General features: G+C 71.6%; 13 protein-coding genes. 5 read left to right on the forward strand and 8 right to left on the reverse strand.

Annotated features, from left to right (window positions below):
* The first annotated feature begins 179 nt into the window (after window positions 1-179).
* On the forward strand, window positions 180-1,850 hold the full coding sequence (locus OG241_RS34320; protein ID WP_405820905.1) for an FAD-dependent monooxygenase: 1,671 nt from the start codon (window positions 180-182) through the stop codon (window positions 1,848-1,850).
* On the opposite strand, the gene OG241_RS34325 is transcribed toward OG241_RS34320, so the two are convergent.
* Window positions 1,822-2,856 (reverse strand): SGNH/GDSL hydrolase family protein, encoded by a 1,035-nt coding sequence (locus OG241_RS34325; protein WP_405820907.1) that lies wholly within the window; start codon window positions 2,854-2,856, stop codon window positions 1,822-1,824. The genes OG241_RS34320 and OG241_RS34325 overlap by 29 nt on opposite strands.
* 150 nt (window positions 2,857-3,006) lie before the next feature.
* On the opposite strand from OG241_RS34325, the gene OG241_RS34330 reads away from it, so the two are divergent.
* Complete coding sequence (locus tag OG241_RS34330) at window positions 3,007-4,398, forward strand: cystathionine beta-synthase (protein WP_405820909.1); 1,392 nt, start codon at window positions 3,007-3,009, stop codon at window positions 4,396-4,398.
* A 384-nt stretch (window positions 4,399-4,782) separates the two neighbouring features.
* Here the strand turns inward: OG241_RS34330 and OG241_RS34335 are convergent, their stop codons facing one another.
* The 5 genes from OG241_RS34335 to OG241_RS34355 all read right to left on the reverse strand — a co-directional run bounded on the left by OG241_RS34335 (window position 4,783) and on the right by OG241_RS34355 (window position 8,762).
* Window positions 4,783-5,229, reverse strand: coding sequence for a hypothetical protein (locus OG241_RS34335; RefSeq protein WP_405820911.1), 447 nt, complete (start codon window positions 5,227-5,229; stop codon window positions 4,783-4,785).
* A 152-nt stretch (window positions 5,230-5,381) separates the two neighbouring features.
* Window positions 5,382-6,317, reverse strand: a complete 936-nt coding sequence (locus tag OG241_RS34340) for an ABC transporter substrate-binding protein (protein WP_405826567.1) — start codon at window positions 6,315-6,317, stop codon at window positions 5,382-5,384.
* Window positions 6,318-6,368: 51 nt separating this feature from the next.
* Window positions 6,369-7,031, reverse strand: a complete 663-nt coding sequence (locus tag OG241_RS34345) for an ABC transporter permease (protein ID WP_405820913.1) — start codon at window positions 7,029-7,031, stop codon at window positions 6,369-6,371.
* Between the two features lies 1 nt (window position 7,032).
* Entirely contained in the window at window positions 7,033-7,674 is a 642-nt protein-coding gene (locus OG241_RS34350) for an ABC transporter permease (RefSeq protein ID WP_319096788.1), read from the reverse strand.
* Window positions 7,671-8,762, reverse strand: a complete 1,092-nt coding sequence (locus OG241_RS34355) for an ABC transporter ATP-binding protein (RefSeq protein ID WP_405826569.1) — start codon at window positions 8,760-8,762, stop codon at window positions 7,671-7,673. The genes OG241_RS34350 and OG241_RS34355 overlap by 4 nt, the downstream gene beginning before the upstream one ends.
* A gap of 153 nt (window positions 8,763-8,915) precedes the next feature.
* Here OG241_RS34355 and OG241_RS34360 point away from each other — a divergent pair, with 153 nt between their 5' ends.
* The 3 genes from OG241_RS34360 (at window position 8,916) to OG241_RS34370 (ending at window position 12,243) form a co-directional block, all read left to right on the forward strand.
* Window positions 8,916-10,523, forward strand: a complete 1,608-nt coding sequence (locus tag OG241_RS34360) for an aromatic amino acid ammonia-lyase (RefSeq protein WP_405820915.1) — start codon at window positions 8,916-8,918, stop codon at window positions 10,521-10,523.
* A 158-nt stretch (window positions 10,524-10,681) separates the two neighbouring features.
* Entirely contained in the window at window positions 10,682-11,530 is an 849-nt protein-coding gene (locus OG241_RS34365; RefSeq protein ID WP_405826570.1) for a MurR/RpiR family transcriptional regulator, read from the forward strand.
* A 128-nt stretch (window positions 11,531-11,658) separates the two neighbouring features.
* A complete protein-coding gene (locus tag OG241_RS34370; protein ID WP_405820917.1) occupies window positions 11,659-12,243 on the forward strand; it encodes a hypothetical protein in 585 nt (194 codons plus the stop codon).
* A gap of 18 nt (window positions 12,244-12,261) precedes the next feature.
* Here the strand turns inward: OG241_RS34370 and OG241_RS34375 are convergent, their stop codons facing one another.
* Both OG241_RS34375 and OG241_RS34380 read right to left on the reverse strand, forming a co-directional pair.
* Window positions 12,262-12,636, reverse strand: a complete 375-nt coding sequence (locus tag OG241_RS34375; protein ID WP_405820919.1) for a hypothetical protein — start codon at window positions 12,634-12,636, stop codon at window positions 12,262-12,264.
* A gap of 26 nt (window positions 12,637-12,662) precedes the next feature.
* Window positions 12,663-13,214, reverse strand: coding sequence for a roadblock/LC7 domain-containing protein (locus OG241_RS34380; protein WP_405820921.1), 552 nt, complete (start codon window positions 13,212-13,214; stop codon window positions 12,663-12,665).
* Between the last annotated feature and the right edge of the window lie 30 nt (window positions 13,215-13,244).

Raw genomic sequence — 13,244 nt, forward strand, 5'->3', positions numbered from 1 at the left:
AGAGCCTCCCCCTGATCGGATAGAGCAGCTTGCCCGATGTGCCCGGGGCGAGCCCACTGGTTTCCCGCACGGCCTACCCCCGGTATCCCCGGTACGCCCCCGATGCGCCGCCGCCCGTGCTGCCCGCGCCGGTCGCCTCGCCGTTTGCGGGCGGGCGCCCAGTCCGGATGATGGATCTCATGACGGTGGATGTGCTGATCGTCGGCGGCGGCCCCGTCGGGCTCACCGCTCGCGCGCTGCTGGAGCGCTGGGGTGTGCGGGTGCTGCTCGTCGAGAAGCGGGTCGAGTTGTCGCCCTTTCCGCGGTCGCGGCTGGTCAATGTGCGGTCGATGGAGATCTTTCGGCAGCTCGGGCTGGCCGACACCATCGCCGGCAACGCCTTCGCACCGGAGTACGGGCGTATCCGCTTCCGTGACACCCTGCTCGGCCGTGACTTCGCCAGCGCGGCGATGATCGGGGTCAACGGGCCCGTGCCCGAGAGTCCCGCGATCGGTGTGGTCACCTCGCAGGACCGGCTGGAGCCCACCCTTCTCGGAGCCGCCGCCGACGACGACGTGACGGTGCGGTTCGGGGTCGAGGTCGTCGGGCTCGTCGAGGAGGGCGCGAGCGTCGTCGCCCGGCTCGTCGACCGGGGGAGTGGGGAGGAGACCCGCGTCCGGGCCCGGTACGTCCTCGCCGCCGACGGGGCCAATTCCACCGTCCGGGGGCTGCTGGGCATCGACACCGCCGGTCCGGGCGCCCTGGGGCGCGTCACCACCGTCGTGTTCGACGCCGACCTCACCAGCTGGTCCGCCGGTCAACCCGCAGGCGTCTACGCCACCGCCCACGGTTCGTTCCTGCCGCTCTACCCCGAGGGAGGCTGGGCCTGGATCGCTCCCACCCCGGACGACCCCGCGCGCGCCGACTGGCCCGGCCTCGTCTCGCGCGCCCTCGGGCCCGACGGACACGACGTACGGGCCGACGTGCTGCGCGTCCAGCACTGGACCACGACCGCGTACGTCGCCGAGCGCTTCCGGCGCGGCCGGGTCCTGCTGGCCGGTGACGCCGCGCACACGCTGCCCCCGGCCGGCGGTCTGGGCATGAACGTCGGCATCGCCGATGTCCACAACCTCTGCTGGAAACTGGCCGGGGTTCTGCAGGGGTGGGCAGGAGCCAGGTTGTTGGAGAGCTACGAGGTGGAGCGGCAACCCGTTGCCCGACTTACGCTTCGTCAAGCGGTGGCCAACGCCCAGCTGATGTTCCAGGCCCAGGACCGGCGCCGCGAACAACTCCGGAGCGGGGCGGGCCCGGCAGCCCCGGGGCAGGTCGAACTGCCCTGGTCGGAGCGGTACTTCGCCCAACTCGGGCTTGTGCTCGGGGTCGTCTACGGCTCCGGCGGCGCCGTTTTCGTCGGCGGCAGCGATCACGGCAGCGATCACAGCAGCGATCACAGCAGTGGCTACGGCGGCGATCACGGCAGTTCCGCCGAGCTGCCCGAGCCCGGCACTGACTACGTGCCTACCGCCGAGCCCGGGCATCGCATGCCCCACCTCTGGCTCACGCCCGGCCGCTCCACCCTCGATTCTTTCGGTGAGTGGTTCACACTGCTCACTCCTGCTCCGGAGGAGTGGGAGCAGGAGGCCGCCGCCTCGGCCCGAGTGCCCCGGGGGTCCCAGCTGCCCCTGCGCGTCGAGGCTCTGCCCGGTGCGTACGCCGAGCAGTGCGGCCTTCGTCCGTGTGGCGCACTGCTCGTCCGGCCCGACGGGCATATCGGTGCCCGCTGGGTCGAACGGGCTCCCGGGGACTCGGGTCGTCCGACCCTCCGGGACGCCCTCGCCGGGATCAGCCGCTCGACACTCCCCTCGCTGTAGGGGACGGGTCCGTCGCCGGTACGCGCCTGCGCCGCCTGCGCTTCAACAGGGCCCAGGGGCCACGCGGCCCCGTGGGCATCGCCGCCGCGACCTCCGTGCCCGGCTCCGACGCGGCCTCCGCCGCCGCCCTCGCCACCGGGAGGAAGCCCTCGCGGCGGGAGGCGTCCGGGCGCTCCTCCTCCGCCGGCCACAGGCCCAGCGCCGCGCACACCGTCGGGAGTACGGCCATCGCCGCCGTCGCGTAGCCCTCCGCCGACGGGTGGTAGTTGTCCGGGCCGAACAGTTCACGTGGGTTGGCCTCGAACTCGGGGCCGAGCAGGTCGCCCAGCGACACCGTGCGGCCCCCCTGCTCCACGACCCCGATCGTCTGTGCCGCCGCCAGTTGCCGGGACGCCCGCCGGGCCAGCCAGCGCAGCGGCTGCTGCACGTGTTCGACGGTGCCCAGGTCGGGACAGGTGCCCACGACCACCTCCGCGCCGGCGGTGCGGAGGCGGCGTACCGCCGAGGAGAGATGGCGGACCGAGCGGGTCGGGGGCATCCGGTGTGTGACGTCGTTCGCGCCGACCATGATCACGCAGATGTCCGGGATCCGGTCGGCCGCCGAGACGACCTGCCCCACCTGGCGGTCCAGGTCGTCGGACTGGGCGCCGGGCAGCGCCACGTTGCGCAGTTCCACCGGGCGTTCCGCGAACGCCGACAGGCCGGACGCGAGCAGTGCGCCCGGGGTCTGGCGGGCCCGGTGGACGCCCTGGCCGGCCGCCGTGGAGTCGCCCAGCAGGACGAGTCTGAGTGGGGGTTCACCCGGGGTGGAGTATCCGCGTCCGTACAGGCCGTCCGCGCTCGGCGGGTGCGGACCGCGTCCGTTGCCCACCTGGCGTTTCGCCAGCCGTACCTCGGCCAGTACCAGTCCTACGGCCGCCACGCTCATCAGGCCGATCCCGCCACCGCCGTACGCGGCTCCGGCCGCGATCCGCCGGGCCACCCTTGCCCTGGACATGCTCGTCATGCGTCGCCGCCACCTCCTCGTAGCCGTACACCCACTCCTTGCCCCGTAGCGGCGGTCCGTCAATCGTGACGTGAGGTGAATGCCGGGGCTGAGCCTTAGGCTGGCGGCACCAATGACGACCACATTCATGTGCGGCAACCGGAGACAACGGTGCAATTCCACGACTCGATGATCAGCCTCGTCGGCAACACCCCGCTGCTGAGGCTCAACAGTGTGACCGCGGGCATTCAGGCGACCGTCCTCGCGAAGGTCGAGTACTTCAACCCCGGCGGGTCCGTGAAGGACCGCATCGCCCTGCGCATGATCGAGGCGGCGGAGAAGAGCGGGGAACTGCAGCCCGGCGGCACGATTGTCGAGCCGACCAGCGGAAACACCGGGGTGGGGCTGGCCATCGTGGCCCAGCAGAAGGGCTACAAGTGCATCTTCGTCTGCCCTGACAAGGTCTCCACCGACAAGATCAACGTGATGCGTGCCTACGGCGCCGACGTGGTGGTCTGCCCGACCGCCGTCGACCCCGAGCACCCGGACTCGTACTACAACGTGTCCGACCGGCTGGTGCGTGAGACGCCGGGCGCCTGGAAGCCCGACCAGTACTCCAACCCCAACAACCCCCTCTCGCACTATCACTCCACCGGCCCCGAGCTGTGGGAGCAGACCGAGGGGCGGATCACCCACTTCGTGGCGGGCGTCGGCACCGGCGGGACCATTTCCGGGACCGGGCGCTACCTGAAGGACGCCAGTGACGGGCGCGTCCAGGTCGTCGGGGCCGACCCCGAGGGGTCCGTGTACTCCGGCGGATCCGGGCGGCCGTACCTGGTGGAGGGTGTGGGCGAGGACTTCTGGCCCACCGCCTACGACCGGACCGTCGCCGACGAGATCGTCGCCGTGTCCGACAAGGACTCCTTCCAGATGACCCGGCGGCTCGCCAAGGAGGAGGGCCTGTTGGTGGGCGGCTCCTGCGGGATGGCCGTCGTCGCCGCGCTGCGGGTCGCCGAGCGGCTCGGCCCGGACGACGTGGTCGTCGTACTGCTGCCCGACAGCGGGCGCGGATACCTCAGCAAGATCTTCAACGACGAGTGGATGGCCGACTACGGCTTCCTGGAGGACTCCGGGCCCTCCGCCCGCGTCGCCGACGTCCTCGACTACAAGGAGCACGGCCACATCCCCTCCCTCGTCCATATGCACCCGGACGAGACCGTCGGTCAGGCCATCGAGGTGCTGCGTGAGTACGGCGTCTCGCAGATGCCGATCGTGAAGCCCGGCGCCGGTCACCCGGACGTCATGGCGGCGGAGGTCGTCGGGTCGGTCGTCGAGCGTGAGCTGCTCGACGCGCTGTTCACCCAGCGGGCCTCCCTCGACGACCCGCTGGACAAGCACATGTCGCCGCCGCTGCCGCAGGTCGGTTCCGGTGAACCGGTCGGTGACCTGATGTCCGTACTGGGCGCCCACGACGCGGCGATCGTGCTGATCGAGGGCAAGCCGACCGGTGTGGTCAGCCGGCAGGACCTGCTGGCCTTCCTGGCCAAGGGCGGCAACCAGTAGGGAACGTCCGGTGTACGGGGCGTGTCGGGACGGAACTTGCGGTGTTCGCCGCGATGTTCCGTCCCGATTCCTTTCCGGCGGAGACTTCGCGGAAGTGGTACGAGGGCGTCACGTCCGCGCAGCACACGCTTAACACGGGACCGGCACAGTAGTGGATGTCGGCAAGGGCGGGAGCGGCTCCCCGCCCAGGCCGGCACCCAAACGGCGTCACGGACTTCCGGAGCGGCTCCCGGACCTCCACCGACGCCCTGGACGCGCCAGCCCGGCCCTGACCCGGCCCGCGTCCCTCGCGGGGACCGCCGTCGTCCCGCCCCCCGGCAACGGGGGTGCGGCGGTCCCCGCGCACAGCTTTCTCACCCGGCGGCCCGGCGGCCCATCGACTCCTCAGTCCTCCCAGTCGCCGCCCTGCGCGGACCCGCGGTGCCTGCTGCCGAAGAGCCAGGCCGAACTGCGTACCGCATGGAACGCGTTCACACCCACGATGCCGCCCCAGGCGACCAGCAGACCGGGCAGGCCCGAGACGCCGCCGCCGATGGCGGACAGGGGTATCGCCAGGACCAGCGAGACGATGCCGAAGCCGAAGCGCTCGCCGAAGCTGTCGGTGGATTTGGGCCCGCGCGAGTCACGCGCCACCACCATCCGCTGCTCGGCGAGCTGCCGCCGTACCCGGCGCTCCACCGAGCTGTCTATCCGCTGTTCGACCTTCTCCAGGAACGAGTCGACAAACGCGGACTCGTACTCGTCGCCCAGTTCCCTGCGGGCCTGCAGGGTGGCGTTGAGTTCCTTCTTCAGGTCGGCGTCGTGTGCGCCCGTCGCGTCCATACCGGTCATGCACACCACGGTAGGGAAACGGCATCCGCCGGGCACTGGGGTTAGCCCCCCTGTTGCCCCTGGGCCGGACCCTAGGGGACCGGATCGCCGGAGCATCGGACCCCCAGGGCGGCCACTTGCGACTGCTTGCGACTGCTTGCGGCTACTTGCGGTTACTTCGTCAGGCCCTTGTCCTTCGCGTACGCGTTCGCCACGTCCTCCGGGTCCTTCTTGTCCTTGTCCACCTTGCGGTTCAGCTCGGTGAGGTCGGCTGTGGTGAGGACGTTGCCGAGTTCGGCGAGGGCCTTGCGGACCGTAGAGTCGGCCTTGCGGTCGGCGATCAGGGGGACGATGTGCTGGCCGGGGATCAGGTTCTTGGGGTCCGTCAGCACCACCCAGCCGTTGTCCAGGATGTCGGTGTCCGTGGTGAAGAGGTTCGCCACGTCGACGTCGCCCTTCTTCAGGGCGCCCTTGACCAGCGGGCCGGACGAGTCGAGCGACTTGAACTCCTTGAACTCGACCCCGTAGACCTCCTTGAGGCCCACCACGCCCACCTCGCGCGTCTTCACCTCGGCCGCCGCGCCCAGCGTCAGCCTGCCGTTCTGCTTCTTCAGGTCGGCCAGCGAGGTCAGGCCGTACTTCGCCGCCGTCTCGCGGGTCACCACGAAGGCGTCGGAGTCCTCCGCCATGCCGTACGGGAGGACCTGGAGGCCCGCCGGGAGGGCGATGGTGAGGGCGTTCTGCATCTCGCCCTCCTCCGTCGCCGTCGCCTTGGGGGCCACGTAGTGCAGCAGGGCGCCCTGGTACTCGGGGAGGAGGTCGATGTCGCCGCCCTTCATCGCGGGGATGAGGATCTCGCGGCTGCCCAGGTTCGGGCGGACCTTCGTCTTCACGCCCGCCGCGTCGAGCACGGCCGCGTAGAGGTATCCCAGCACCTGGTTCTCGGTGAAGTTGGCGGTGCCGATGGTGAGGCCGCCGGCGCTGGAGCCGCCGCCCCCGCCCGAGCTGCCGCCGCCTTCGTCGAGGGAGGTGATGCCACCGCCGCACGCGGCGAGGGCGGGGACGGCGGCGGCTGCGAAGAGGCCGCCGAGGAGGGCGCGTCGGTTCATCGGAAGGGCCATCGGAAGGACTCCTGGGCGGTTCGGTTTACCCGGTTCGGGTTACGCGGGGCGGTGGCGGAAGAGGAAGCGCTGGACGCCGGAGAGGGCCAGGTCAAGGGCGATGGCGACCACGGCGACCAGTACGGCGCCGCCCATCACCTGGACCAGGTCGCGCTGGGCGAGGCCGTCGAAGACGTAGCGGCCGAGGCCCCCGAAGGAGACGTACGCGGCGATGGTGGCCGTGGCGACCACCTGGATCAGCGCCAGGCGCAGGCCGGTCATGATCAGCGGGAGGGCGAGGGGCAGCTCGACGTGGAGGAGGACCTGGTGCCAGCGCATGCCCTGGCCGCGTGCCGCGTCCTTCACGTCCGGGTCGACGGCGGTCATGCCCGCGTAGGTGTTGGTGACGATGGACGGGACCGCGAGCGCTACGAGAGCGATGTACACCGGCCACATCGACAGCCCGCTGGCCAGGAACACCAGCACGACCAGGCCGACGGTCGGCAGGGCGCGGCCGAAGGAGGCCAGGTTGATCGCCACGAACGCGCCCCGGCCCGTGTGGCCGATGAGCAGGCCGAGCGGGAGGCCGATGACCGTCGCGATGAGGGTGGCGAGCAGCGAGTACTGGAGGTGCTCGGCGAGGCGGTGCGCGATGCCGTCGTAGCCCGACCACTGGTCGCCGCTGGTCAGCCAGGAGCCGAGGTCCTTGAAGAGTTCGTACATGTCAGGCTCGCCGCCTCGTCCACGGAGTGAGTACGTACTGGACGGCGACCAGCAGCGCGTCCGCGACCACCGCGAGGAGGAGGGTGAGGACCACTCCCACGATCACCGGGGTCGGGAAGTCGCGCTGGAAGCCGTCGGTGAAGAGCTGGCCGAGGCCGCCGTCGCCGATGTAGGTCGCGACCGAGACGAGCGAGATCGACATGACCGTCGCGATGCGGACGCCCGCCATGATCACCGGGAGGGCGAGCGGGAGTTCGACCGTGAGGAGGGTGCGCAGCGGGCGCGTGCCCATCGCCTTGGCCGCCTCCTTGGTCTTCACCGGCACCGAGTCCAGGCCCTCGACGGTGTTCCGCAGCAGCACGACCAGGGTGTACACCGTCAGGCCGATCACGGTGGTGGTGCGGGTCAGGCCGCTCACCGGGAGCAGGAGCACGAAGATCGCGATCGACGGGATCGTGAAGAGGACGTTGGACAGCCCGAGCAGGAAGCCGCGCAGCGGACGGACCCGGTGGGCGACCACGGCCAGCGGCAGGGAGATCAGCAGGCCGAAGAAGACCGCCGAGAGGGCCGCCTGCAGGTGGGAGACCGTGAGGCTGGTGAGGTCGTCGGTGTGGTCGCCGATCCACGACCAGTCGATGGTCATGCCGTGACCTGGGATTCCGTGGTCTCCGGGCCGGCTGCCAGGGCTTCCGTCCGGGCTTCCGTGTGCGCCCGGCCGGCGTGCGCGTGGATGTCGTCGCGGGACGAGACACCGGTGAGGGCGCCCGTCGCGTCCACGCGGGCCACGAGCCCGGTGGGGGAGGCGATCGACTCGTTGAGCGCCGCGAGGAGCGAGTCGCCGTCCCGCAGCGGCCGCACGGGGATGTCCGTGCCCTGCGTGCTCGAACCCGCCTCGTGCCAGCTCAGCGGCCTGCGGGCCTCGTCGAGTACGAGGGTCCAGGCAGCCCCTTCGGGGGCCGGGGCCTGCGGGAGGGCCGCGACGGTCTTCAGCGAGAGCAGCTTGAGGCCGCGCTCGGCGCCGAGGAAGTCGGCGACGAAGTCGTCGGCCGGGTGGGCGAGGAGTTCGGCGGGGGCCGCGCACTGGACCAGATGGCCGCCGGTACGGAAGATCGCTATCTGGTCGCCGAGCCGGACGGCCTCGTCGACGTCGTGGGTGACGAAGACGATGGTCTTGTTCAGCTCCTTCTGCAGGCGCAGCAGTTCGTCCTGGAGCTGGGTGCGGACCACCGGGTCGACCGCGCCGAACGGCTCGTCCATGAGGAGGACGGGCGGGTCGGCGGCCAGCGCGCGGGCCACGCCGACGCGCTGCTGCTGGCCGCCGGAGAGCTGGTGCGGGTAGCGCTTGCCCGCGTCGGCGGCGAGACCGACGGTCTCCAGCAGCTCCGCCGCGCGGGAGCGGGCCTTCTTCCGGCCCCAGCCGAGGAGCAGCGGCACGGTCGCGATGTTGTCGAGGACCGTGCGGTGCGGGAAGAGGCCGGACTGCTGGATGACGTATCCGATGGATCGGCGCAGGTCGGCGGCGTCCTGCCGGAGGACGTCCTGACCGTTGACCTTGATCGTGCCGGAGGTCGGGTCGACCATCCGGTTGATCATCCGCAGGGTGGTTGTCTTGCCGCATCCGGAGGATCCGACGAGCACGGTCACGCCGCCTTCCGGCATCCGGATGGAGAGATCGTGTACCGCTGTGGTGCCGTTCGGGAAACGTTTGTGGACCGCGTCGAACTGGATCATGGGGTGTCCCTTGCCGGGCTTGTATAACGTCATGCAGAGTTCTCTGTGTCTGAATAGATTGTCAATGCCCTGGTGTTAATCCGAGGTTACGGACGTCCGGCAAGCAAGATCGAGCGTCCGGCTTTCGTCCTGTTTGAGGGGAGTATTCGCCTTATGTCGTCTCGGATCGTGGATGCGACGCCCTCGGTGTCATCGCCGCTCTCCACCGGCATCGTTGTTCTGGACGGCGTCGGCCTGGGCGTCGACGACGTCGTACGCCTCGCCGACGGGGCCGCGCGGCCGGTCCCCGGCACCGACGCGATGAAACGCGTCGAGGAGGTCTGGGACGTCGCCCGCCGGATCGCCGCGACCGGCCGCGTGTACGGCCGCTCCACCGGCGTCGGCGCCAACCGCAACGAGGCCGTCCCCACCGAGGCCGCCGCCGACCACGGCCTGCGTCTGCTGCGCAGTCACGCCGGTGCCATCGGCGCGGAACTGCCGGCCCGGCAGGTACGGGCGATGCTCGCCGTGCGCGCCAACCAGCTGCTGGCGGGGGGCGCGGGACTGCGGCCCGGGGTCGTCACCGCCCTGTGCGAGGCGCTGGAGAACGGCGCGTATCCCGTGGTCAACGAGTTCGGGTCGGTGGGCACCGGGGACATCGCGGCACTGGCCCAGGTGGGGCTGGCGCTGGCCGGGGAGCACGAGTGGATCGGGACGGACGCGGGAGAAGGAGCGGGAACGGCAGCGGGAGCGGGAACGGTAGCGGGAACGGGTGGATCGGCCTCCCGGGGGTGGAGCGCTGCCGGGGCCCCCGCGCCCCAGGCCCTCGACAACAACGACGCCCTCGCCCTGATCAGCAGCAACGCGCTCACCCTCGGGCAGGCTGCGCTCGCCCTGCACGAACTGCGCGGGCTCATCGCCGCCACCCAGGTCGTCGCCGCGCTTTCGCTGCACGCCGTCGACGGATCCCACGAGGCCTACGCGGCGCCCGTACACGCCGCCCGTCCGCACCGGGGGTCGGTCGAAGTCGCCCGCCGGATGCGGGAGTTGATCGGTTCCGCGGACCGGCCCACCCCTCCCCTCGGGCGTATCCAGGACCCGTACGGCTTCCGGTGCCTGCCGCAGATCCACGGGCCGGCGCACGACGCGGCGGACGCGCTGGAGGGAGTGCTCGCGATCGAGATCAACGCCGCCGCCGAGAACCCGCTCATCTCCCCCGAGGACCTCACCGCCTACCACCACGGCGGCTTCTACCAGGCCCAACTCGCCCTCGCCCTCGACCACTTCAGGCTGGCCATCACCCAGGTGGCCCGGCTGTCCACCTCACGCCTGTCCACCCTGAACGAGCCCGCCTTCACCCGCCTGCGCCCCTTCCTCGCCGACCACGAGCCCGCCGCCTCCGGGGTGATGATCCTGGAGTACGCCGCCGGCGCGGCCCTCGGTGACCTGCGGGCCTTCTCCGCGCCCGCCTCGCTCGGGCACGCTGTACTCTCCCGGGGCGTCGAGGAACAGGCCAGCTTCGCCTCGCTCGCCGCCCGCCAGACACTGCGCGCGTGCGACGCGTACCGTCTCGTCGTGGGCTGCGAACTGGTCGCCGCCGTACGGGCGCTGCGCCAGCGCGACCTGCGGCCGGACCCGGAACTGCCGGCCGGACGGGCGCTGGAGCTGGCCGAGTCGGTCCTCGACGCGGACTCGGCCGACCGGCCGCTCACGGACGACGTGACAGCGGCGTCGGCACTGCTGGACCGGTTCACGGAGATCTGGAGGGGGAGCGGGGAATGAGCACGCCGAGCGCGCCGAGCGCGGACGACAACAGGGACGCCGGTACGGGCGCGGAGGGGATGCAGAGGACGGTGGGGACGGAGGGCGCCGCGCGAGAGGTGGGCGCCGCAGGAGAGGTGGGTGCGGGCGGAGACGTGGGTGCGGGCGGAGACGTGGGCATGGGCGGACACCTTCCCGACAGCCCCGCCGCCCGGCTCCAGACACTGTTCGAAGGGCACCGGCTCACCCCGACGCAGCGGCGCATCGCGCACAGCATGGTGCGCCGCGCCTCCGAGGTGCCCTTCCTCTCCAGCGTCGAGCTGGCCGAGCTGGCCGGCGTCAGCCAGCCGTCCGTCACCCGCTTCGCCGTCGCCCTCGGCTTCGACGGCTACCCGGCGCTGCGCAAGCACCTGCGCGAGGTCGCCCCCACCGAACAGGGCGCCGAGCCTGGCTCGTACAACGAGTACCAGCAGGCCGTCGAGGCCGAGATCGAGAACCTGAGGCACCTGGCCGAGGTGCTCGCCGACCCGCGCCCCCTGCACCGGGCGGGGCGGCTGCTCGCCGCGTCCCGCCCCCTGCCCGTCCTCGGGCTGCGCGCCGCCGCGTCCCAGGCGTACGGCTTCGCCTACTTCGCCGCCAAGGTCCACCCGGACGTACGGCTGCTCCACGAGGGCGGCACGATGATCCACGACCGTATCGACGCCGCCGTACGGGCGGGCGCCACGACCCTGCTGTGCTTCGCGCTGCCCCGGCATCCGCGCGAGGTCGTCGACACCCTCGCCTACGCCAAGAGCGCGGGGCTGACCGTCGTCACCGTCGCCGACTCGGCGTTCGCGCCGGTCGCGAAGGTCTCCGACCTGCTGCTGCCGGCCGCCGTCGGTACCGGCCTCGCCTTCGACACCGCCTGCGCGCCGATGCTGCTGGGCCGGGTGCTGCTGGAGGCCATGTGCGACGACCTGCCGGACGCCCAGGCCCGCCTGGAGGAGTTCGACGCGAGGGCGGCGGCCCGGGGACTGTTCGTCGAGTAGGCAGGCCCGCGCGGGTTCATCGAGGGTCCTTCGCGCACTCGTCCCCGGCTCTCAGACTCGTCTCACGTTCGCTCGCTACTCTCCCGCTCCGGCAGAGCTGTGCGGGCTGGAGGAACCGGGAGGCGGACGTGGCGCGCGGAGGTCAGGGGCTGGCGCGGGTGGCTGTGGTCGTACGGGCGGGAGCGGCGCCCATGTGGTGGTTCGGAGTGTTCGCGGCGGGCATCGGCGTACTGCTGCCGGGGATCACCGGCCGCCGGATAGGGGTGATGGCGGGAGCCGCGCTGTTCATCATCGCGGCCGGGGTCGTCGCGTACCTGCGGAGCGGGCGCTACACCGCGCTCGCCGCCGGTCCCGCCCGGGCCGGGAGGCACGATGTGCTCCAGGACCGCGCGGTGACGGTACGCAACTGGCGCCGCGGCCACCGCTGGTGGCTGCTGCTCGCCTTCGCCGCCGCACTGGGCAGCTCCTTCGTCGTACCTGCGGCGGTTGGGCTGCTGCTCGCCGGGGCCGGTACCGGGCTGCGGCTGAAGGCCGCCTGGCTGGGCCGCCGCGAGCGCGCCGACGACGTACTGCTCTGGGTGCGGGTCGACTGGCTCGGCCCGCGCTCCGGAGCTCCGGTGGGCAAGCCGGTCAAGGCCTACCGCACCACGGGAATCGCCGCGGGCGACGCGACCCCGGGTGGGGCGCGCCGCCGCGGCGACGTACTGGTCTAGCCCGTCGGTACTACTTCCTCAGACCTCGATGTCCGCCTCGATCCTCTTCAGCTGGTGGCGGGCCATCGCCAGGTTGGAGCGGCTGATGTCGAGCACCAGGTAGAGGAAGAGGCCGTTGCCGCCGCGCCCCTTCATCATGCGGATCAGGTGGTACTGGGTGGAGAGCGTGATCAGGATGTCCTCGATCTCGCCCTTCAGGCCGAGGTGTTCCATCGTCCGCATCTTGGCGCGTACGACATCTGTGTTGCCGGCGGCGGCGACGTTCAGGTCGAACGTCTTGCTGCCGCCCATCGTGCCCAGGGCCATGCCGCTGGTGTAGTCGACGAGTGCGACTCCGGTGGCGCCCTCGATGGAGGTCAGCGCCTCTTTGAGCGCGGTCTCGGTGTTGGCCATGACGGTGTTCCTCTCCTGCTTCCGGTTCAACTATCCGTGGTGGTACGCGCGTTGGGCGTGGTTGACGGTGTGCGTGCCGCGCGCGGGGTTCTGGTTCGGGTGGGCATGGGGGCGGGTGCGACGGTGGGCATGGGGGGCGTTGCGGGCGCTGTGGGGTCGGTGGGCTCGGAGGCCGGTTCGGCCACGGCCGGTGGTGACCGGGTCTCGGCCGCCGCGTCGACCAGTTCCCCGATGCGCCGGCCGGCCCGGCGGCCCTCCAGGTGCAGTCGCCCGACGTTGACGCGGTCCTGGGCGAGCAGTGTCAGGACGGCGGTACGGCCGGCCGCGTACGTCGCCACATAGCCGTACACCCCGCGCACCAGCAGCTCGCGGAAGTCGCCCTGGCCGGTCGCGTCCGCCATCCGCACGGCGACACTGAGCGCGGTGGCGGTGAGCGCCGCGACCGTCTCAGGTTCGACACCGGGGGTGTCCTGCACCAGGACGAGACCGTCGACGCTGGCCGCGAGCGCGCCGGTGAGCTGGGGTACGCGGGCCCGCAACCGGCGCAGTTCGTCCATGACTTCGGCCTCGGCTGCCATGAGTTGTCTCCTCTCGGCACGCGGGCGCTG

This window comes from Streptomyces sp. NBC_01390 (assembly GCF_045040105.1).
GTDB lineage: Bacteria > Actinomycetota > Actinomycetes > Streptomycetales > Streptomycetaceae > Streptomyces.